Source organism: Streptomyces sp. NPDC048603, from assembly GCF_043199475.1.
Lineage (GTDB): Bacteria > Actinomycetota > Actinomycetes > Streptomycetales > Streptomycetaceae > Streptomyces.
Genome location: NZ_JBICVY010000002.1, coordinates 622823 through 643292 on the forward strand (window position 1 = coordinate 622823; position 20470 = coordinate 643292).

A 20470-nucleotide genomic window follows, 5' to 3' on the forward strand; every position below is an offset into this window, starting at 1 on the left:
GCCACTTGCGTGAATCCTGAACGGCAGGAAAGGTTGGGGTGAACGACGGCATCCACCCCTGCCAGGTCCCGTCACCTCGGGTGCCCAGCAACAGGATTACCCATGAGGTGACTGTATTGTCCCGCTTTCCGCTGCCCAAGAAGCTGCGCCGAGTGGCCCGGGCGGCACTGCGCCGCACCCCGCTCCGTCCGGGAGTACCCCGCCAGCCCACGGTGGCGCAGCGCGAACGGCTCGACGCGCCGTCCGCGTCGGCCGCTCCCACCGCTCCGGCCCGGACCCGCGAGGACGAACTGCTGGAGACGCTGACCGGAGTCGTCCGCCACCGCGGCCGGCTGGCCGTGGTCCGCGACGACCTGCTGCCCGCCGGAGCCCGCGACGCCAACCTCCGCACGGCCGCCGAAGCACTGGAGGCAGCAGGCCTCCCGTACGGCCTGGTGCCCGACGGCGGCCTGCTGCACCGGGTCGCCGTCGCCCCCGGTGACCGGGAGCCGGCGCTCAAGGCGCTGGCGGAGGCGTGCACCGGCCTGCCGGTGTACGCCGTCCTGCTCGGCGATGGGGGAGAGCTGGCGGAAGTCCTGGCGGAACGGCTTCCCGAGGCGGTCACCGAGACCGAGCACCCCGACCGGCAGCCCGCCCCGCCCACCTCGGACTCCGGCCGGAACGACACCGGGGAGGACACCCCCGGCCGGGACGACGCCGGTGTGACCGGCCAGGCCCCGGCCGACCCCGCCAGGCAGGTCAAGGGCATCCGGCTCCACCAGCCCGTGGTCACCACCGGCCGCACCGTCCACTACGGCTCCGACCACGGATGCGACCTGGAGTTCTGGGACCCCGACAACGACGGCACCGGAGGCGTCGCCGCCCTCCGCGAGACGCCGTACGGCTGGTGGGTGCCCTCCCTCACCGCCACCACGGCCACCCGCGTCGGCGACCGCGACTACCCCGTCGTCGACGCCTTCGTCCGCAGCTTCGCGCCCGACGTCGACTTCCCCGTCGACGCCGTGATCACCTGGGTCGACGCCTCCGACCCCGACTGGCGCCGACGCCGCCGGCAGACCCGCGCCGCCCTGGACGGAACCGCCGCCCCCGTCGACGACGCCGAGCACCGCTACCGCGACCGCGGCGAACTGCGCCACTGCCTGCGTGCCATCGCCGCCTACGCGCCGTGGATCCGCCGGATCTTCCTGGTCACCGACAATCCGGTGCCCGACTGGCTGGTCACCGACCACCCGGGCCTGACCGTCGTCACCCACCAGGAGCTGTTCGCCGACCCCGGCGCCCTCCCCGTCTTCAACTCGCACGCCATCGAGAGCCAGCTGCACCGCATCCCCGGCCTCGCCGAGCACTTCCTCTACTTCAACGACGACATCTTCCTGGGCCGCCCGCAGCTGCCGGGTGCCTACTTCCTCCCCTCCGGACTGCCCAAGGTGTTCCACGACTGGAGGGCCATCCCGCCGGACGTCCCCGGCTCCGAGGACGACGTCTACACCGCCTCGCAGAAGGCCACCCGACGCGCCGTCGAGGCGGCCGCGGGCCGGACGTACGTCCGCATCCTGGCGCACACCCCCTACCCGCTGAGCCGCTCCCTGTGCACCGCCGCCGAGGAGCGCTTCCCTGAGGAACTGACCGCCACCAGCCGTTCCGCGTTCCGCAGCGCCACCGACCTCGCCCCGGTCACGCTGGCCGCGCACCTGGCCCTGGCCACCGGCCGGGCCGTCGAGGGCGACCTCGCCCACGAGTACTTCGGGACCGGCTGGAACGACACCGTCCACCGCCTCCCCGAACTGGTCCACCACCGCTGGGCCGACGCCTTCTGCCTCGCCGACGACGACGGGGACGAACTGTCCGCGGACGAACAGCACCGCGCCGTGGCCGCCTTCCTGGCGGCGTACTTCCCGGTGCCCTCGCCGTACGAGCACGGGCCGCAGCACCCCGGCGAGGGTGTGCCCGGTGACGGCACGTCCGGCGACTCCGGGAGCGGAGCCGTCGAAGCCGCTCCGGAGGCCTGAGCCGATCGGCTGACCCGCCCCGTCCGGCCCGTGCCGGACCGGACCCGCGCCCGGGCCATGGGCGACAGTGTCGCCCATGGCACCCATGGCACCGAAGGCGCTCCCACGCAGAACCGTGCTTGCGGCGGGTATCGCGGGTATCACGGGCATCCCGGCGGTGGCCGGCCTCACCGGCTGCGCCGCGGAGGAGCCCCGGCCCGGCCCGGCCCCCGGCCCGCAGGCGGGCGCCGACACGCTGGTCATGCTGATCCGGCACGCGGAGAACCCGTACCCGGGCGACGTCGGCGAGGACGACGAGGGCAACGACGACCCCGGCTCGCTGGCCGGCCGGGGCCGCCGCCGGGCCGAGGGCCTGCCCGCCCTGTTCGGGCCGGCGGCCCGGGTCCCGCTGCCCCGGCCCGCCTCGCTGTTCGTGTGCGGCGGGTCCGTCGCCCGCTCCCGGCAGACCGTGGCCCCGCTGGCCGAAGCGCTCCGCCTGCCGCTCCGGGACCGGATCGCGGTGGGCAAGGAGACCGCGCTGGCCCGGGCCGCACTCGCCGCCCCCGCACCGGTCCTGATCTGCTGGGAACACCACGGCTTCCCCCGGCTGATCCAGGCCCTCGGTGCCGCAGGCGCCCCCGGCGTTCCCGCCGCCTGGCCGGACCGCTACGACCTGGTCTGGCTGTTCACCCGGCGCCGCGGCACCTGGACCTTCCGCGAACAGGGCCAGCACCTCCTGCCCGGCGACGTCTGACCCGAGACCGCCCGACACTGCCCGCCGCCGCTCGCCCGCCGCCGCCCGTACGGTGGCGGCCCGGTGCCCCGCGTTACGTCAGCGTTCCGTCAGCGGGGCCGCCCCCAGGGCACGCGCCAGGTACGCCGCCGTACGGCTGCCGGCCGCGCGCGCCACCTCCCCCGGCGGGCCCGCCGCCACCACCCGGCCGCCCGCCGCTCCGCCGCCCGGACCGAGGTCGACCACCCAGTCCGCGCCCGCCACCACCGCCATGTCGTGCTCCACGACCACCACCGAGTGCCCCGCGTCCACCAGCCCGTGCAGCTGCCGCATCAGCACCTCCACGTCCGCCGGGTGCAGCCCGGTCGTCGGCTCGTCCAGCAGGTACAGGGTGTGCTCCCGGCGCAGCCTCTGCAGCTCCGCCGCCAGCTTGATCCGCTGCGCCTCGCCGCCCGACAGCTCGGTCGCCGGCTGCCCCAGCCGCAGATAGCCCAGCCCGATCTCCGCCAGCGCACCCAGGCTGCGCGCCGCCGCGGGCACGCCGGCGAAGAAATCCGCCGCCGACTCCACGGTCAGGCCCAGCACTTCGGCGATGTTCAGCCCCCGGTACCGCACCCGCAGGGTCTCCTCGTTGTAGCGGGCTCCCGCACAGACCGGGCAGGGCGCGTACGTACTCGGCAGGAACAGCAGCTCCACCGAGACGAAGCCCTCGCCCTGGCACTCCTCGCACCGCCCGCCCGCCACGTTGAACGAGAAGCGTCCCGCCTTCCAGCCCCGCGCCCGCGCATCCTCGCCCGCCGTGAACAGCCGCCGCACCACGTCGAACAGCCCGGTGTACGTGGCCAGGTTGGACCGGGGCGTCCGCCCGATCGGTTTCTGGTCCACCTCCACCAGCCGTCGCACCGCGAACTCCCCGTCCCCCGCGATCCGTTCCCGTACCGCGTCCGCCAACACCCCGCCGACCAGCGTGGACTTACCCGAACCGGAGACCCCGGTCACCGCCGTGAACACCCCCAGCGGGAACTCGGCCGACAGCTCCCGCAGATTGTTCCGGCTGACCCCGGACAGCCGGACCGACGCCCCCGCCCCGCCCCGCACCGGCCTCGGCTCCCGCTGCCGCCCGCCCCCGGCGAACAGGTACGGGGCCGTCGCCGAGCCGGGTACGCCGGCCAGCGCCGCCGGCGGCCCGCTGTGCAGCACCCGGCCGCCGTGCTCACCGGCCAGCGGACCCACGTCCACCAGCCAGTCGGCGTGCCGCACCACGTCCAGGTGGTGCTCCACCACGAACACCGTGTTCCCGGCGGCCTTCAGCCCGTCCAGCACGCCCAGCAGCGCCTCGGTGTCGGCCGGGTGCAGCCCGGCGGAGGGCTCGTCCAGCACGTAGACCACCCCGAACAGCCCGGACCGCAGCTGTGTGGCCAGGCGCAGCCGCTGCAGCTCGCCGGCGGACAGGCTGGGCGCGGTGCGGTCCAGGCTGAGGTACCCCAGCCCCAGCTCGACCACGGACCCGATCCGCGACCGCAGATCGGCCGCGAGGACCCGAGCCGCCTCATCGGTCCCGGACGGCCCGGACGGCCCGGACGGCCCGGACAGCCCGGACGGCTCGGACGGCCCGGACCGTCCCGCGTCCGCCCCCTCGGCCAGTACGCCGTCCAGGTCGGTCAGCGGCAGCGCGGCCAACTCGGCGATCGTACGGCCGGCGAAGGTGACGGCGAGCGCCTCGGGCCGCAGCCGCGCACCCCCGCAGGCCGCACACGGCGCGTCGGTGAGGAACTTCTCCGCCCGGGCCCGCAGGGTGGCGCTCTTGCTGTCGGCGAAGGTTCGCATCACCCAGCGGTGCGCGCTCATGTACGTGCCCTGGTAAGGGCGTTGGATCCGGTCCGCCTCGCGCACCGGGTGCACGGTCACCACCGGCTGCTCCTCGGTGAAGAGGATCCACTCCCGCTCCCCGGCCGGAAGCTCCCGCCAGGGCCGGTCCACATCGTGCCCCAGCGCCTCCAGGACGTCCCGGAGGTTCTTCCCCTGCCAGGCGCCGGGCCAGGCGGCGATGGCCCCCTGACGGATCGACAGGCCCGGGTCGGGAACCAGGAGTTCCTCGCTGGTTCGGTGGATCCTGCCGATGCCGTGGCAGGAGGGGCAGGCCCCGGCGGCCGTGTTCGGCGAGAAGGCGTCGGAATCCAGCCGCCCGGCCCCGGGCGGATAACTCCCGGCCCGGGAGAACAGCATCCGCAGCGAATTGGACAGCAGGGTGACCGTCCCCACCGACGACCGCGCCCCGGGCGCGGACCGCCGCTGCTCCAGCGAGACGGCCGGCGGCAGGCCGCTGATCGAGTCCACCTTCGGCGCGCCGATCTGGTGGATCAGCCGCCGGGCGTACGGGGCCACCGACTCGAAGTAGCGGCGCTGCGCCTCGGCGTAGACGGTGCCGAAGGCGAGCGAGGACTTCCCCGACCCGGAGACCCCGGTGAACACGGTCAGCGCGTCACGCGGAAGGTCCACGTCCACCGCGCGCAGGTTGTGCTCCCTGGCTCCCCGGACACGGATGAACGAGTCTGCGGGCTGCTGCATTCGTCCCAGTTTAGGGGGTGTGTGTCAGCGCAGTCCCGGCGGCCCGGCGGGCGACTCGGCAGGCGTCCCGGCAGGCGGGGCCGGCCGGGTGAGCCCGGTCGGCCCGGTCGGCCCGGTCGGCCCGGTCAGCCCGGCCAGCCGGGCCAGCCGGGAGAAGGAGTCCACCAGTGCCTCGCGATCGTGGGAGGAGGTGGTCACCAGCAGCTCGTCCGGGGCGGTCGACTCCGCCACCGCCGCCAGCCCGGCCGCGACCTGATCCTCCGTCCCGTGGATGTGTCCGGCCAGAGCCCGCTCGTAGAACTCCCGTTCCCTGGGCGACATCTCCAGGGCCGCCACCTCCTCCGCGGGCATCAGCGGGGGGAAGCTGCCGTGGGTCCGCGAGTACGCTGCCGACCACGCTTCCGGGACCAGCAGCCGCCGGGCCTCCTCCTCGGTGGCCGCTACGGCGACCGTGCCCGAGACGATCACGTACGGCCGCTCGCACCGGGCCGACGGGCGGAACTCCCGGCGGTAGCCGTCGACGATCTTCAGCACCCGGTCCCGGTCCCGCAGATCGCCCACGACCAGAGGCAGTCCGGCCCGCGCGGCGATGCCCGCGCCCTCCCCGGTGGCCAGGACGAAGGCGGGGACGCGCAGTCCCTCCGCGGGCCGGGCGTGGACCTGGGGGTGGGCCGTCTGGGTGCCGTCGAGCCAGCCGAGCAGTTCCGTCAGCTGCTCCTCGAAGCCGTCGGCGTCGGTCCGGTCCCGCCCCAGGGCCCGCCGGATGCCACCGGTGAAACCCACCGACCGGCCCAGCCCCATGTCGATCCGGCCCGGGAACAGCGACTCCAGCACCCCGAACTGCTCGGCCACCACCATCGGCTGGTGGTTCGGCAGCATCACCCCGCCCGTGCCGACCCGGATCCGGTCCGTGGCCGAGGCCACCGCGGCGGCCAGCACGGTCGGTGCCGAGCCCGCCACCCCCGGCACGCTGTGGTGTTCGGAGACCCAGAAGCGGTGGTACCCGAGCGCCTCGGCCCGCCGGGCCAGGTCCACCGTGTCACGCAGTGCCCGGGGCCCGTCCGAGCCCTGGCGGATACGGGACCGGTCGAGGATCGACAACCTCGGGATCATCGGTGCAATGGCCATATGCATCTCAACACCCGGCGGCGGCCCGGATTCCCGAGCGGCCTCTGTCACCCCCTGGTCCTAGGCTGCACACATGAGCGATTCCAGCCGAAGCCGGCGGCCGCTGGCCGTCTTCGACATCGACAACACCCTGGCCGACACCGCGCACCGGCAGCACTGCCTGGAGCGGCGCCCCCGGGACTGGAAGGGGTTCTTCCGGAAGGCCCCGGCCGACCCGCCGCTCGACCGCGGAGTGGCCCTGGCCCTGGAGGCGGCCGCCGAGTGCGAGGTCGTGTACCTCACCGGTCGTCCGGAGCACTGCCGTGCCGACACCCTCGACTGGCTGACCCGGCACGGGCTGCCCGAGGGCCGGCTGTTCATGCGGGGCAACGCGGACCGCAGGCCCGCCCGCCTCACCAAGCTGGAGGCGCTGCAGCGGCTCGCCCGCGGCCGCGAGCTGCGGGTGCTCGTCGACGACGACGAGCTGGTCTGCCAGGCGGCCCGGGCCGCCGGGTTCCCGGTGCTCCTCGCCGACTGGGCGGAGAAGGCCCCGGAGCTCAGGCTGGCCCAGGAGGGTGCGGGCCGCACCTGACGCGGCGCAGGCCCGGCTCCGTGCCGGGCCCGCCCGCCCGCCCGTACGCCGGGCAGGACAGCCGGTACGCCGGGCAGGCCCGCCCGTAAGACCGGTCAGTCCTCTCCCTCGAGGCGGAAGCCGACCTTGAGTCCCACCTGGTAGTGCGCGATCTGGCCGTTCTCGATGTGCCCGCGCACCTGAACCACCTCGAACCAGTCGAGATTCCTCAGCGTCTGCCCGGCCCGGGCGACGCCGTTACGGATGGCCTGGTCGATGCCCTCGGTCGAGGTCCCGACGATCTCGGTCACGCGATAGGTGTGGTTCGACATGTGGTTCTCCACGGTGTGAGCGATGCCTTGTTCCACCGTGCCCCAGTAAGGGCGGCTCCGCGATATTTGCGAAGAGAATCCCGGGCGTCAGGCCCTTGATCCGGCCACATGGTCTATGCCAATTTCGAGCCAGCTTTGGTACAGACCAGAAGGTGACCTTCGTGAAGAGACGCTTCCTCGCCGTGTGCGCCGCCCTCGTCGCGGCAACCTCCCTGACCGCATGCGGCGCCCTGCCCGGAAAAGGCGGGGCATCCGGAAAGGTGACGCTCTGGCTGATGAAGGGCAGCGCCTCGGACGCGTTCATCCAGAAGTTCACCGAGAGCTACGAGGCCGAGCATCCGGGCGTCGACCTCGAGGTGAAGATCCAGGAGTGGACCGGCATCGGCGACAAGGTCAACGCCGCCCTCAAGGGCACCGGCCCGGAGCGCGCCGACGTCATCGAGGTCGGCAACACCCAGGTCGCCCAGTACATCGAGACCGGCGGCCTCTCCGAGCTCACCCTCGAAGGACTGCGCGAATGGGGCAGCCGGGACTGGCTCAAGGGCCTCGCCGACCCGGGCAGCATCAACGGCGCCCAGTACGGCATCCCCTGGTACGCCGCCAACCGGGTGGTCATCTACAACAAGGACCTCTTCGAGAACGCCGGCATCAAGAACCCGCCGAAGAACCGCCAGGAATGGCTGGCCGCCACCCAGAAGCTCGACAAGGGCGACCGTCAGGGCATCTACCTGCCCGGCCAGAACTGGTACGTCCTCGCCGGCTTCATCTGGGACGAGGGCGGCGAGCTCGCCGTCGAGGGCAACGGCGTGTGGACCGGGACCCTCGACACCCCCCAGGCCCTGGCCGCCATGGACTTCTACAAGGACCTCCACGCCCTCGGCGACGGCCCGGCCGGCGCCGACGAGGAGACGCCCCCGCAGGCCGAGGTCTTCGCCCGCGGCCAGGTCGCCCAGATCATCGCCCCGCCCGGGCAGGCTGCCCAGATCGAGTCCCTCAACCCCGCGCTCAAGGGCAGGCTCGGCTACTTCCCGATCCCGGGGAAGACCTCCGACAAGCCCGGCGCCGTCCTCACCGGCGGCTCCGACCTGATCATCCCGGCGAACACCCCGAACCGGAGCGCCGCCATCGATGTGATCACCGCCCTGGTCAGCGAGAAGTGGCAGACCGAGCTCGCCCGGACGATGAGCTACGTGCCGAACAAGCCCGCCCTCGCCTACGCCGTCCAGGGCAACGACGGGGCCACCGCCATGACCGCCGGAGCCGCCCAGGGCCGGGCCACCCCGAAGTCCGCCCGCTGGGCGGAGGTCGAGGCCAAAAACCCGATCAAGCCCTACATGACCGCCGTACTCTCGGGACAGGACCCCAGGCAGGCGGCCCGGGCCGCGGGCGAAACGATCGGCAAGGTCCTCAGCTCCGACCGCTGACCCGATCGCCGCCCGGCAGCCGTCCCGATCGCCGCCCGGCAGCCGTCCCGGCGGCTGCCCGGAGTCGCTCCGGCAGCCGCCCCGGCGGCTGACTCCCGGCATTCAGCGTCCGCACATCCAACTGCCGCTGCGAGGTCACGTCGAATCCAGCCGGTCACGGAAAAAGTAGAGAGAGCCAGGCCAGGACCGCCGGCCTGGCTCTCCGCGTCCGGACCAGGAGCTGCCATGACCATCGCCCCCCTGTCCCCAGTCCAGCCGCTCGCCCCCACCACCCCCAGGTACACCGTCCGGCTCGCCCGCGACGAGTCCGAGGTGCGCGCCGCCCAGCGGCTGCGCCACCAGGTCTTCGCCGGTGAGCTCGGTGCCCGACTGGATGGCCCCGAGCCCGGCTTTGACATCGATGCCTTCGACGCCTACTGCGACCACTTGCTCGTCATCGAGGAGGAGACCGAACAGGTCGTCGGCACCTACAGGCTGCTGCCGCCGGAACGCGCCGCCGTCGCCGGCCGCCTCTACTCCGACGGCGAGTTCGACCTCTCCGCCCTCGACCCCATCCGCCCCGACCTGGTCGAGGTCGGCCGCTCCTGCGTCCACCCCGCCCACCGCAACGGCGCCGTCATCGCCCTGATCTGGGCCGGACTGGCCCGCTACATGGACCGCACCGGGCACAACTGGCTGGCCGGCTGCTGTTCGGTACCGCTCGCCGACGGCGGTGTCCTCGCCGCCGCCACCCGCGACACCGTCCTGACCCGCAACCTCGCCCCCGAGGAGTACCGGGTCACCCCGCACCGGCCCTGGAACCCCGAGGGGATCACCTTCCCCGACCGGTCCGAACTGCCCCCGCTGCTCCGCGGCTACCTCCGGCTCGGCGCCTGGGTCTGCGGAGAACCCGCCCTCGACGCCGACTTCGGCTGCGCCGACCTCTACGTCCTGCTCTCCCTGCGCCGGACCAACCCCCGCTACCTCAAGCACTTCCTCTCCCTCGTCCCCTCCGCATGAGCACCTGGCTCCCCACCGCCCCCTGCACCCCCGCGGCCTGTGCCACGCACACCGGCCGGGCCGCGGCCGTGCCGCGCGCCGTGCTCCGGCTCGCCGCGGCCCTCGCCCTGGTCCTCCTCGGGATCCTCGGCGCCCCGCCCACCCGGATGCTCCCGGCCCGCCCCCGCCACGCGGTCACCCGCACCTGGTGCACCGCGCTGCTCAGGGCCTTCGGTGTCCGCGTCACCGTCCACGGCAGCACCGGGCCCGACGGCGCCCGCCTGCTCGTCGCCAACCACATATCCTGGCTGGACATCCCCCTGATCGCCGCCGCCGTGCCCAGCCGGATGCTCGCCAAGAGCGAGATCGGCCGCTGGCCCGTCATGGGCCGGCTCGCCGCGCAGGCCGGCACGCTCTTCATCGAACGCGACCGGATCCGCTCCCTGCCCGGCACCGTCGCCACCCTCACCCGCGCCCTGCTCGCCGGCGACCGGGTGACCGTGTTCCCCGAGGGCAGCACCTGGTGCGGCCGCGCCCAGGGGCGCTTCCGCCGGGCCGCCTTCCAAGCCGCCCTCGACGCCCGGGCCCCCGTACAGCCCCTCCACCTCGCCTACACGCTGCCCGACGGAAGCCCGGCCACCGCGCCCGCCTTCGTCGGCGACGACCCCCTCGCCGCCTCCCTCTGGCGGATCCTCCGGGCCCGCGGGATCCACGCCGAGGTCACCCTGCTGCCGCGGATCCCGCCGGGATGGCACGCCGACCGGCGGTCCCTGGCCGCGGCCGCAGAGGCCGCGGTCGGCACCGCCGCCGGCGTGCCCTTCGTCCCCTACCCGTACTCCTATGCGGCCCCGGACACCCGCCCGGAGGCTTCCGCGGGTGCCTCCCGGCCCGAGCCGCCGGCCACCGACAGCGACAGCGCGAAGCGGCCCGCAGCGTCCGTCCACCACTGGGCCAGCTCCAGGCCCGCAGCAGCCAGTTCCTCCTGAACGCCCTGGCGGCGGAACTTCGCCGAGACCTCCGTGAGGATCTCCTCACCCGCCTCGAACGGCACCACCAGGTCCAGCGCCCGGATCTTCACCGCCAGCTCCGACCGCGCCCGCAGCCGCATCTCGATCCACTCCTCCTCCCGGTTCCACACCGCCACGTGGTCGAAGTCGGCCGGACGGAAATCCGCGTCCAGTTCCCGGTCGATCACCGCCAGGACGTTCCGGTTGAACTCGGCCGTCACCCCTTGCGCGTCGTCGTACGCCGCCACCAGCACGGACCCCTCCTTCACCAGGTCCGTACCCATCAGCAGCGCGTCACCGGGCGACAGCATCGCCCGTACCGCCTTCAGGAACACCGCCCGCTCCGGCGGCAGCAGATTGCCGATCGTGCCCCCCAGGAACACCACCAGCCGCGGGGCGGGGGTGTCCGGCAGGAGCAGCGGCTTTGTGAAGTCCGCCAGCAGCGCGTGCACACGGAGCCGGGGATGCTCCGCCAGCAGCGCGTGCGCCGCCCCGGTCAGGGCGCTCTCGCTCACGTCCACCGGTACGTACGCCTCCAGCGCGGGCAGCGCCTCGATCAGGTGCCGGGTCTTCTCCGAGGACCCCGACCCCAGCTCCACCAGCGTCCGCGCACCCGTCACCGCGGCGATCTCCTGCGCCCGTTCCAGCAGGATCTCCCGCTCCGCGCGCGTCGGGTAGTACTCCGGCAACCGGGTGATCTCCTCGAAGAGTTCACTGCCCCGGGCGTCATAGAACCATTTCGGCGGCAGCACCTTGGGGAAGCGGGTGAGACCGTGCAGCACGTCCTCGCGCAACGCCCTTTCCGCGGCGTGCTCGTCCAGCGTGCGGGTCAACTCGAAGTCGTTCACAGGCCGTTCTCCTCGTGCTTCTGGATGGGCTCGTGCTCCTGGAGGGGGACGAGCGGTGCCACCGGCAGCGGGTCGACCACCACCCGGGTCCGGGTGGCGGTCAGCACGCTCCGGTCCGGCACCTCGCACCAGCGCGGATCGTCGTCGTACGGTTCGGACGCCACCACCGTCCGGCCGCCTCCCGCGGCCTCCGGCTCGGCCAGGTACCAGAGGGAGTCCCCACAGGCCGTGGCCGCGATCGACCCCCCGTCGGTGAGCAGCAGGTTCAGCCGTGAACCCGGCACGGCCGCCCACAGCTCGCGCACCGCCCCGGCCAGTGCGTCGCCGAGCCCCTCACCCGCCCGCAGCCGCCGCAGCACCAGCGCCCACACGAACGCCGAGTCCGACCGCGCCGCCAGCGACAGCAGATCGGCCGGCGGTAGCCCGGCAGCCGGACCCGCGGGGTGGGCGAGGGCCTCCGGCCAGTCCCGCAGCACCCCGTTGTGGCTGAACAGCCACGGCCCCTCCGAGAAGGGCGCCGCGGCCGCCTCCCCGTCCGACGACGGATGCGTGGCATCGCGTACGGCGGCCAGAACGGCCCCGCTGCGCACCACCCGGGCGAGGTCCGCGAAGGCGGCGTCGCCCCACACCGGTTTCCCGCGCCGGTAGCGGGCCGGAACCGGATCGCCCTCCGCGTACCAGCCCAGGCCGAACCCGTCGGCGTTGACCGTGCCGTGCTGCTGCCGGCGCGGCTCCCACGCCTGCCGCACGAGCGAGTGCTCGGGGTCGGTGAGCAGCTTCCCCAGCCGGACGACCGGTCCGACGTAGGCGATGTGACGGCACATCAGACGTCCCTCACGGTGCGGAAGCCGGAGAAGATCTGCCTCCGGGCCGGCAGGTCCCAGTTGCGGAACGTGCCCCGGCAGGCCACCGGGGCCACCGCGAAGGAGCCCCCGCGCAGCACCTTGTGCGCGGACCCGAAGAACACTTCCGAGTACTCCCGGTACGGGAACGCGCGGAAGCCCGGGTACGGCAGGAAGTCGCTCGACGTCCACTCCCACACGTCACCGATCAGCTGCCGCACCCCCAGCGGGGACGACCCCGCCGGGTAGCTGCCCACCGGGGCCGGACGCAGGTGCCGCTGGCCCAGGTTCGCGTGCTCGGGCGTGGGGGCGGAGTCCCCCCACGGATAGCGGGTGGACCGACCGCTCACCGGGTCGAACCGGGCCGCCTTCTCCCACTCGGCCTCGGTGGGCAGCCGCCGCCCGGCCCACCGGGCCCAGGCGTCCGCCTCGTACCAGCTGACGTGCAGCACCGGCTCGTCCGGAGGTACCGGCTCGGTCACCCCGAACCGCCGACGCAGCCACTGGCCGGCTTCCCGGTGCCAGAACAACGGGGCCCCGATGCCGTGCCGGTGGATCTGCTCCCAGCCCTCGGCGGCCCACCAGCGGGGCTCCGCGTAGCCGCCGTCCTCGATGAACGCCTGGAACGCGGCATTGGTGACCGGGACCGTGTCGATGTGGAAGGCCCCGGTCTGGCGCCGGTGCGCCGGCCGCTCGTTGTCCAGCGACCACGGCTCGGCGGTCGCCGAAGTGCCCATGCTGAACGGGCCTGCGGGGACCAGGACCTCCGGGACCGGCGGAGGGTCGTACGGCGCCTCCGGGGCGGGGTCCGGGGCGGTGAGCACGGGTGGACCCTTGCGCAGCTGATGGGTTATCAGCATCGTTTCGTCGTGCTGCTGTTCGTGCTGCGCGATCATCCCGAAGGCGAACCCGTCGGCGAGCAGCCCGGTCCCTTCCAGCGGGGTCCGCTCCAGCAGGTCGAAGACCCGGCCGCGCACCTCGGCGGCGTACGTGCGGGCGTCGGCGGGATCGAGCAGTGGCAGCTTCGGGCGGTCGGCGCGCGGGTGCGCGAAGGCGTCGTAGAGCGGGTCGATCTCGGGCCGCATCGGCTCCCGGCCGCCCACCCGGCGCAGCAGCCAGAGCTCTTCCTGATTGCCGATGTGGGCGAGGTCCCAGACCAGGGGGGACATCAGGGGGGAGTGCTGGGCGATCAGCTCCGGGTCCGGGACGGCATCGGTGAGCGCGGCGGTCCGCGCCCGGGCGGCGGTGAGCTCGGCCAGGGCCTGGTCGCGGAGGGGGGTCGGCGCGGGGGCGGGCGCGGGGGGTATGGGGTCTGTCGGGGCGGTGAGGCCGGCGTCTGTGGGGGTGGGATGGTTCCTGGTGGTCACTGGTGCGGATCCTTCCCGGGAATCGGGGTCGGTGCCGTGCGTGCGCGTTCCGCCGGCCGGGCGGGGCGGGCCGGGCGCTGCGGTTCGTCGGCGGGGCAGCGGCCCCGGAGGACGTACCGCTCGGTGAAGCCGCCGACGGCGTCCAGCACCTGGCGGGAGGCGCCGAGCCGGGGCAGCGCCTCGGTCGCGGCGCGGAAGCAGGCGACGGCGGCGTTCCGCAGCTCGGGGCCGGCGGCCGGACCACGGCGGGCGGCCGCCCGCCACAGCGGATTGCGGGGCGCGGGGTCCGTTCCGTATTCGTCGGCCAGTCCCTTCACCGCCCGGTAGGCCGTCTCGGAGGCCTCCGGGTCGTCGAACAGGGCGTGCACGACGGCCGTCGGGACCAGCCAGCCGTCGTCCCCCGGCTGCGCGTCGATCATGCGCAACTCCAGGTGTCCGCGCGGCCTGACCGGGGGGAACAGCGTGCTCAGGTGGTAGTGCAGGTCCTCCGCCGTGGCCGGGCGAGGCCCGCGGCCGCGCAGCCACTCGCGGAAGGTCAGTCCGTCCGGGACCGTCCAGGTGGCGGCGGTGTCGGCGTGTGCCCCGTCCTCCGCGGACTTTACGCACATCACCTCGGTGTCCAGCGCGTGTGCGGTCCAGGCGGTACGGGGCTCCAGGTCGAGCGGAGGGGCCAGGGCGCGGCGGGGGTCCAGATCGCCCCACACGCCCTGACGCGAGCACCGCCAGCCGGCGTACCGGCCCTCGCGGGCGGGCGAGTTGGCGAACGCGGACACCAGGACCGCGCCGAGCAGGTGCGCCAGCCGCCAGCGCCGCCCGTAGCCGAGCGGACCGGGTTCGTCGTATCCCGCGTCCACGCAGACCTGCACGGAGGCGGATCCGCACATCATGGTCCGGCCACCCGGGCCGGTGCGGTCGAGATAGGTCTCCATGGCCTCGTAGCGCGGAGTCCCGCGGAGCAGCCGGCGGAGGGGGCGGCGCGGGTCGCGGCCGCTGCCGTGGAGGAAGAGTCCCCGTTCGCCGAGCAGGGACCGGACGGCGGCCAGGTCGGCCTGCAGGCCGTCCACGCACTCGGTGAGCGAGGCGGCGGGGGCCGAGCTGAGTTCGAGCTGGCCGCCGGGCTCCACGGTGAAGCAGGAACCGAGGGGCAGTGCGCCCACGGCGTCGAGAGCGTCCCCCAGCCGGTCGGGGGCCACGGGGCTCCCGGGGCGTTCGGTGTCGAGGACGAGCCATTCGAGCTCCGCGCCCAGCAGGCGGGGCGGGCCCGTCTTGAAACAGATGCCGTGCACCAGCTCCTCGGCCTCGGGTTCGGAGATGGACGTGCTCTGGGCGTGCGGTGCGGGTGAGTCCTGTGGCATGACCGGATCCTTGTCTCCCGTCGTGGACCGTGAGGTCACCCGTGCCTACCCGCCCGCGCCGGGGAGCGAATCGTGTGATGTGGCGATCTCACAAAGAAACGCAAGGAAATTGCGTTGCCGATGGTCGTCGCCGATCACGAGGATTCACGACATGAGCAGCAGATTGCGCGCGATCGCGCAGGAGAACACGGAGATCGTGGCGGCCGGCCGGTACCGGACGCGATCGGGACGGGAGGTCTCCCTCGCCGCCGCCGTGGCGGAAGCCAAGGCCGGAACCAGGATATATGGGCCCGAGTCGGTCATTCCAGGCGAAGGGGTCCTGACTGCTCCCTTCGAAACATCGGTGGAGGTCACGGGGGAGAGCAGCACGGTCGCGGCCCGCAGGCTGGCGGCTTCGGGGCGGGTGGCGGTGCTGAACTTCGCCTCGGCCCGGAATCCGGGCGGCGGCTACCTGCGCGGGGCGAAGGCGCAGGAGGAGGCGCTGTGCCGGGCTTCGGCCCTGTACGAGACGCTGCTGGAGGCGCCGGAGTACTACGCGACCCACCGCGCGGAACGCAGCACGTTCTACACCGACCGGGTGATCCACTCGCCCGGCGTCCCCGTGTTCCGGGACGATCGGGGCGAGCTGCTGGAAACCCCGTTCCGGGCTTCCTTCCTCACGTCCCCGGCCCCGAACGCGGGCACCATCCGCCGCCAGGAGCCGGGTCGCACCCACGAGATCCCGACCGCCCTCGCCCGACGCGCGGAGCGCGTCCTGGAGACCGCCGCACTGCACGGCTACCCGCAGCTGGTGCTGGGGGCCTGGGGGTGCGGGGTGTTCCAGAACGACCCGGGCGAGGTGGCCGGGGCCTTCGCCGGACTGCTGCGCGAGGGAGGGCGGTTCGCGGGGGTGTTCGAGCGGGTGGTGTTCGGGATCCTGGATCGGGATCCGGGGGTGCAGAGGCTTTTCGAGCGGGCTTTCGAATGAGTTCGGTGAACCGGGGCTTTCGGTGAGCCGGGGCTAGTGCCACCCGTAGAGCTCGCGCAGCCGGTCGACGACCAGGCCGAAGCGTCGGCGGTCCAGTGCGCACGCCTCTCTGCGCATGCCTGTTTCGTGCACGCGCAGGACCCGGTCCACGTCCACCCAGGATTCCCGTCCGGCACCGTCCCAGGGGCCGGAGCCGATCGGCACCCATTCCCGGTGGTGATCGTGCCGCTTGCTGGACAGCTGTACGGCGAGCAGGGTCGGCCCGCTTCCTTCCCGGGCCACGACCAGCACGGGCCGGTCCTTGCCGCGCCCGTCGTTCTCTTCGTAGGGGACCCAGGTCCAGACGATCTCACCGGGGTCGGGATCACCGTCGTGAGCGGGGGCGTAGGAGGTCCGGACGGGTCCGATGGCTCGTGGATCGGCCTCGGTGGTGGCGTCGTGGCCGTACCGTCCGGGGAATTCACCGGCGGAGGGGAGATAGGGCGGCGTCATCCGCGTCAGGGTACGCCGAAAGAGGGGTGGGGGAGGGGGATGGGTGGGGGAGGGGATGGGCGTGTCTTGGGTGAGCGGGGGTGGGGGTGGGTGGGGGTGAGGGTGGGGTGTGCCGGGGCTTCGCTGGGTCGGCGTCTGGTGGGTGCCCGGGGGCTGCCCGTCAGTCCCAGTGTCATTCCGTGACGGCCGCCGGCGTCAAGGGCGCGACGTTGTCGCGTCGCTTCGCGATTCCGCTTCGCTCCACCCTTGACACCGGCGGCCGTCCCGGAACGACAAGGACTGTCGGGCGGCCCCCGGGGGGATGGCATGGAGGGACCCAAGGCCAGTCGTCACCGGCTTCGGCGGGCACAGGCGGCGGCTGCCGCTCGGCCGGCCGCCCATCCGGGCGGACGCAGAGGTGAAGTCGATCAGATCTACGTAATCCAGCTCGGCCCACGCGCACCAGATCGCTACGCGCTTCTCTTTGTCGGCGGAGGCGGCCCGTCTGGGGTCGGACATAGGCCGCCACCGATCGCTACGCGCTTCTGCTTGTCGGCGGATGCGGGCCGCCGGGGGCTGGACAGAAAGCGCCTGCGAATTAGGTAGGTCGATCCCCCTGTGAAGGCCTGTGCGAATTGGTCTTCTGGGAACGGGTAACTCGATATCGCCTACGAGTCGAGGGCGGAGATCACCGCATGCACGGTGGCGATGTCCTCCTGTCGGCTCAGCGCCCTCGACTTCTGCTGCAGCGTGACGGCGAGCAGGTGGGCCCGTCCGGGATCCAGATCAAGCAGCTTTCGTGCGGCGGCAGCGGATTCGGCCCGAAGGGCCAGGGATATCTCGGGCTGGTCGGCGAATTCCTGTCGGCTGTAGTCGATGAGTGTCACCACGAGACGGGGCAGATAGGCGAGCGGGCTCACCTGGGAGAGCACACGGTACGCCGCAACCCGCTGGCGGATCGGCAGTTCCGCCGATCCCAGAAGTGCGACCCGTGCCCGCAGAACTGCGTCGTGATTGATGTTCGCCGAGTGATTCATGACGGAGATTCTGGAATCCCGACGCTCCCCGAACAAGGCCAACGGACTGTGCCGTTCGCCCTACGAAAACGCCACCGAACCTGTCATGATGGATACGTCTTAACCTCCCGGACCCCTCTCGCCGCCGAAGACGCGCGGCGCCGGCCGCGTCCCGAAGGCCCGTTCCCAAGAGGTCCTTTGGCTCACGGTGAGGCGATGGCGGGCAAGGACGGGGACTTGCGGAGCAGCCACTGTCCGAATGACCGTCGTGGGGGCCGGACCACGACGCGTCCGAAGCTCTTCTTGCCGACGAGCTCCACCCGCAGGGTCACCGACGTACCGGAGGCGGGAGCCTGACGGATCTTCACCTTGCTGAATTCCACTGCCAGGGCATCGGCATCGACCACGATGCCCGGCCTGGTGATCAGCGTCAGGGTCTTGCCGCTCATGTCCATGTCGATCCGCAGGGTGTCCTGGGTGATGACGGCCTGAGTGAAGTCCAGCGTCACCTCGCACCACTCCACCGCAAGTTCGAGCCTCCGAGGCACCACCCAGCGCCCCACGCGCCTGACCGTGCTGAACCTCTGCTCGATCCGGACGACATCCTTGACCCCTGCCACGGCCGTGCCGGCCGAGACGGGCGGCAGGTCGGCGGTGAGCGGTGTCAGCTCGCCGATGGTCCGTGCCGACAGAGCAACCTCCAGGCGCTCGTCCAACTCGTCCGAGGTCAGCAGCCCGTCCCCCGCCGCGACCCGCAGCACGTCCACCACCCGGTCCCGGTCCGCATGGGAGGCCCGCAGTGCGGGCGTCGAGCCAGAGGGCGAGATCTCTCCCGACATGCTTCCGTCCTGGTGCGTCGACGTCTTCGCGCGATGCAGCCACCGGCGCGACTGATGAACTAACGCTATATCGCGACATGCGTCTCGGTCAGCCCTGTCAACCATTGTCGATGTGCCCCGAGTTGACGGCCCGCGTCCAGCCACCGACGGCCGTATCCGCCGCCCGTCCGGAGTCCGTGCCGATCGCAGCTGTCCGCCCTTCGGCAGCCCGCACCCGCCGAGAAACAGGAGCGCGTAGTGATCGTGGGCGGTCTATGTCCGGCCCCCGGCGGCCCGTATCCGCTGAGAAAGCAGGAGCGCGTAGCGATCTGGTGCGCGTGGGCCGAGCCGGCTTACGTAGATCTGATCGACTTCGATTCCGCGTCCGCCCGGATGGGCGGCTGGCCGAGCGGCAGCCGCCGCTCGTGCCCGCCAACGCCCCGGCCAAGGGAGCCTGGGTCCCTCCATGCCATTCCCCCGGGGGCCGCCCGACAGTCCTTGTCGTTCCGGGACGGACGTCGGGGTCAAGGGTGGCCCGAAGGGCCATCGCCGGAGGCGACGCGACCGAAGGGAGCGCCCTTGACGCCGACGGCCGGCACGGAACGACACTGGGACTGACGGGCAGCCCCCGGGCACCCCCAGACGCCGTCCACGGAAGTCTGCCCACCCCACCCCCACCCCCACCCCCACCGCCCTCCCCCCCCACCAGCCGCCCCACGACCGCTCCGGCCGTGCCCGGCGCAGCCCACCGTTGACATGCCGTGACGGCCCGGCGGAGACTGCGCTCGCACACGCCCGCACGCGTGTGCCCGACTCAGGAGAGAGCCATGCACATCCGCGACGTGTACGTCGTCGACGCCGTCCGCACCCCCATCGGCAAGTTCGGCGGCGCGCTCGCCGGCGCCCGTCCCGATGACCTCGCCGCCCACGTCGTCCGCGCCCTCGTCGACCGGACTCCGCAGCTCGACCCGGCCCGCATCGACGACGTCGTCCTCGGTGACGCGAACGGTGCAGGTGAGGACAACCGCGACGTCGCCCGCATGGCCGTGCTGCTCGCCGGGCTGCCGGTCACCGTGCCCGGCGTCACCGTCAACCGTCTCTGCGGCTCCGGTCTGGAGGCCGTGATCCAGGCCGCCCGCGCCATCGCGCTGGGTGACGCCTCCATCGCCATCGCCGGCGGCGTCGAGTCGATGAGCCGCGCCCCGTGGGTCGTCCAGAAGCCCGAGCGTGCCCTGCCCGCCGGGCACCAGCAGATGTGGTCCACCACGCTCGGCTGGCGCATGACGAACCCGAGGATGCCCGCCGAATGGACGGTGTCCCTCGGCGAGGGCGCCGAGCTGATCGCCGACAAGCACGGCATCACCCGCGAGGCCCAGGACGCCTTCGCCCTCGACAGCCACCGGAAGGCCGCCGCCGCCTGGGCGGCGGGGCACTTCGAGGGCGAGGTCGTGCCCTACCCGGACGCGCCGGACCTGGTCCGCGACGAGTGCATCCGCGAGGGGTCCACGCCCGAGGCGCTCGCCCGGCTCAAGCCCGCCTTCCGCACCGACGGCACCGGCACGGTGACCGCGGGTAACGCCTCCCCGCTCAACGACGGTGCCGCGGCCCTCCTGCTCACCGACGAGGCGGGGCTCGCGGAGACCGGCCGCGAGCCGCTGGCCCGGATCCGGGCCTCCGCCGTGACCGGCATCGAGCCGCACCTGTTCGGTCTCGGGCCGGTGGACGCGGTGGAGCGGGCGCTCGCCAAGGCCGGCCGCGGTTTCGCGGATCTCACCTCCTTCGAGCTGAACGAGGCCTTCGCGGCGCAGGCGCTGGGCTGCCTGGCGGCCTGGCCCGAGCTGGATCCGTCGGTGGTCAACCCGCGAGGCGGCGCCATCGCCATCGGCCACCCGCTCGGTGCATCCGGGGCCCGGCTGGCCGGTTCGGTGGCGCACCAGCTCGCCGCGGCCGGCTCGGGCACCGGTCTCGCCGCGCTGTGCATCGGCGTGGGGCAGGGGATCGCCCTCGTCCTGGAACGCTGACCGGCGGCCCGGCGATCAATTCCGGTCATCGCTCGCCTCAACTGCCTGATAACTGAA

At 73.1% G+C, this 20470-nt stretch carries 17 protein-coding genes and 1 pseudogene; 8 read left to right on the top strand and 10 right to left on the bottom strand.

The window, feature by feature from the left end:
- The first annotated feature begins 107 nt into the window (after positions 1–107).
- Positions 108–2009 (top strand): stealth family protein, encoded by a 1902-nt coding sequence (locus ACGFQ9_RS06345; RefSeq protein ID WP_393571726.1) that lies wholly within the window; start codon positions 108–110, stop codon positions 2007–2009.
- A gap of 76 nt (positions 2010–2085) precedes the next feature.
- Entirely contained in the window at positions 2086–2742 is a 657-nt protein-coding gene (locus ACGFQ9_RS06350) for a hypothetical protein (protein WP_393571728.1), read from the top strand.
- Positions 2743–2820: 78 nt separating this feature from the next.
- Here the strand turns inward: ACGFQ9_RS06350 and ACGFQ9_RS06355 are convergent, their stop codons facing one another.
- Positions 2821–5289, bottom strand: a complete 2469-nt coding sequence (locus ACGFQ9_RS06355) for an ABC transporter (protein WP_393571730.1) — start codon at positions 5287–5289, stop codon at positions 2821–2823.
- A 24-nt stretch (positions 5290–5313) separates the two neighbouring features.
- Positions 5314–6417, bottom strand: coding sequence for an LLM class flavin-dependent oxidoreductase (locus ACGFQ9_RS06360; RefSeq protein ID WP_393571732.1), 1104 nt, complete (start codon positions 6415–6417; stop codon positions 5314–5316).
- Positions 6418–6490: 73 nt separating this feature from the next.
- Here ACGFQ9_RS06360 and ACGFQ9_RS06365 point away from each other — a divergent pair, with 73 nt between their 5' ends.
- Positions 6491–6988 carry a hypothetical protein gene (locus ACGFQ9_RS06365; protein WP_393571734.1) on the top strand — a complete coding sequence of 166 codons (498 nt, stop codon included), beginning with the start codon at positions 6491–6493 and terminating at the stop codon, positions 6986–6988.
- A gap of 95 nt (positions 6989–7083) precedes the next feature.
- On the opposite strand, the gene ACGFQ9_RS06370 is transcribed toward ACGFQ9_RS06365, so the two are convergent.
- Entirely contained in the window at positions 7084–7299 is a 216-nt protein-coding gene (locus tag ACGFQ9_RS06370; protein WP_393571736.1) for a dodecin, read from the bottom strand.
- 161 nt (positions 7300–7460) lie between these two features.
- Between ACGFQ9_RS06370 and ACGFQ9_RS06375 the strand changes: the two genes are divergently transcribed.
- The 3 genes and pseudogenes from ACGFQ9_RS06375 to ACGFQ9_RS06385 form a co-directional block, all read left to right on the top strand.
- Positions 7461–8723, top strand: a complete 1263-nt coding sequence (locus ACGFQ9_RS06375) for an extracellular solute-binding protein (protein ID WP_393571737.1) — start codon at positions 7461–7463, stop codon at positions 8721–8723.
- Between the two features lie 225 nt (positions 8724–8948).
- Positions 8949–9722 carry a GNAT family N-acetyltransferase gene (locus ACGFQ9_RS06380; RefSeq protein WP_393571738.1) on the top strand — a complete coding sequence of 258 codons (774 nt, stop codon included), beginning with the start codon at positions 8949–8951 and terminating at the stop codon, positions 9720–9722.
- A gap of 146 nt (positions 9723–9868) precedes the next feature.
- Positions 9869–10243 (top strand): annotated as a pseudogene (locus tag ACGFQ9_RS06385) (lysophospholipid acyltransferase family protein); the annotation flags it as partial.
- Between the two features lie 296 nt (positions 10244–10539).
- Here the strand turns inward: ACGFQ9_RS06385 and egtD are convergent.
- From egtD to egtA, 4 genes are read right to left on the bottom strand one after another with little or no spacing between them, the layout of a single operon-like run.
- Positions 10540–11556: an L-histidine N(alpha)-methyltransferase gene (gene egtD, locus ACGFQ9_RS06390; RefSeq protein ID WP_393571740.1), complete on the bottom strand. Its 1017-nt coding sequence runs from the start codon at positions 11554–11556 to the stop codon at positions 10540–10542.
- Positions 11553–12380, bottom strand: coding sequence for an ergothioneine biosynthesis protein EgtC (gene egtC / locus ACGFQ9_RS06395; RefSeq protein WP_393571742.1), 828 nt, complete (start codon positions 12378–12380; stop codon positions 11553–11555). Before egtC ends, egtD begins: the two co-directional genes overlap by 4 nt.
- Positions 12380–13705, bottom strand: coding sequence for an ergothioneine biosynthesis protein EgtB (gene egtB / locus ACGFQ9_RS06400; RefSeq protein ID WP_393571891.1), 1326 nt, complete (start codon positions 13703–13705; stop codon positions 12380–12382). Before egtB ends, egtC begins: the two co-directional genes overlap by 1 nt.
- 56 nt (positions 13706–13761) lie before the next feature.
- Positions 13762–15120 (bottom strand): ergothioneine biosynthesis glutamate--cysteine ligase EgtA, encoded by a 1359-nt coding sequence (egtA, locus tag ACGFQ9_RS06405; protein WP_393571744.1) that lies wholly within the window; start codon positions 15118–15120, stop codon positions 13762–13764.
- Positions 15121–15271: 151 nt separating this feature from the next.
- Here egtA and ACGFQ9_RS06410 point away from each other — a divergent pair, with 151 nt between their 5' ends.
- Complete coding sequence (locus ACGFQ9_RS06410) at positions 15272–16087, top strand: TIGR02452 family protein (RefSeq protein WP_393571746.1); 816 nt, start codon at positions 15272–15274, stop codon at positions 16085–16087.
- 33 nt (positions 16088–16120) lie between these two features.
- Here the strand turns inward: ACGFQ9_RS06410 and ACGFQ9_RS06415 are convergent, their stop codons facing one another.
- The 3 genes from ACGFQ9_RS06415 to ACGFQ9_RS06425 all read right to left on the bottom strand — a co-directional run bounded on the left by ACGFQ9_RS06415 (position 16121) and on the right by ACGFQ9_RS06425 (position 18413).
- Positions 16121–16579, bottom strand: coding sequence for a type II toxin-antitoxin system PemK/MazF family toxin (locus ACGFQ9_RS06415; protein WP_393571748.1), 459 nt, complete (start codon positions 16577–16579; stop codon positions 16121–16123).
- Between the two features lie 647 nt (positions 16580–17226).
- Positions 17227–17595, bottom strand: a complete 369-nt coding sequence (locus ACGFQ9_RS06420; protein ID WP_393571750.1) for a hypothetical protein — start codon at positions 17593–17595, stop codon at positions 17227–17229.
- Between the two features lie 182 nt (positions 17596–17777).
- Positions 17778–18413, bottom strand: coding sequence for a DUF1707 domain-containing protein (locus tag ACGFQ9_RS06425; protein WP_393571752.1), 636 nt, complete (start codon positions 18411–18413; stop codon positions 17778–17780).
- Positions 18414–19219: 806 nt separating this feature from the next.
- Here ACGFQ9_RS06425 and ACGFQ9_RS06430 point away from each other — a divergent pair.
- The gene (locus ACGFQ9_RS06430; protein WP_393571754.1) at positions 19220–20413 is read left to right on the top strand and encodes a thiolase family protein; all 1194 of its coding nucleotides are present in this window, start codon (positions 19220–19222) and stop codon (positions 20411–20413) included.
- The last annotated feature ends 57 nt before the right edge of the window (positions 20414–20470 follow it).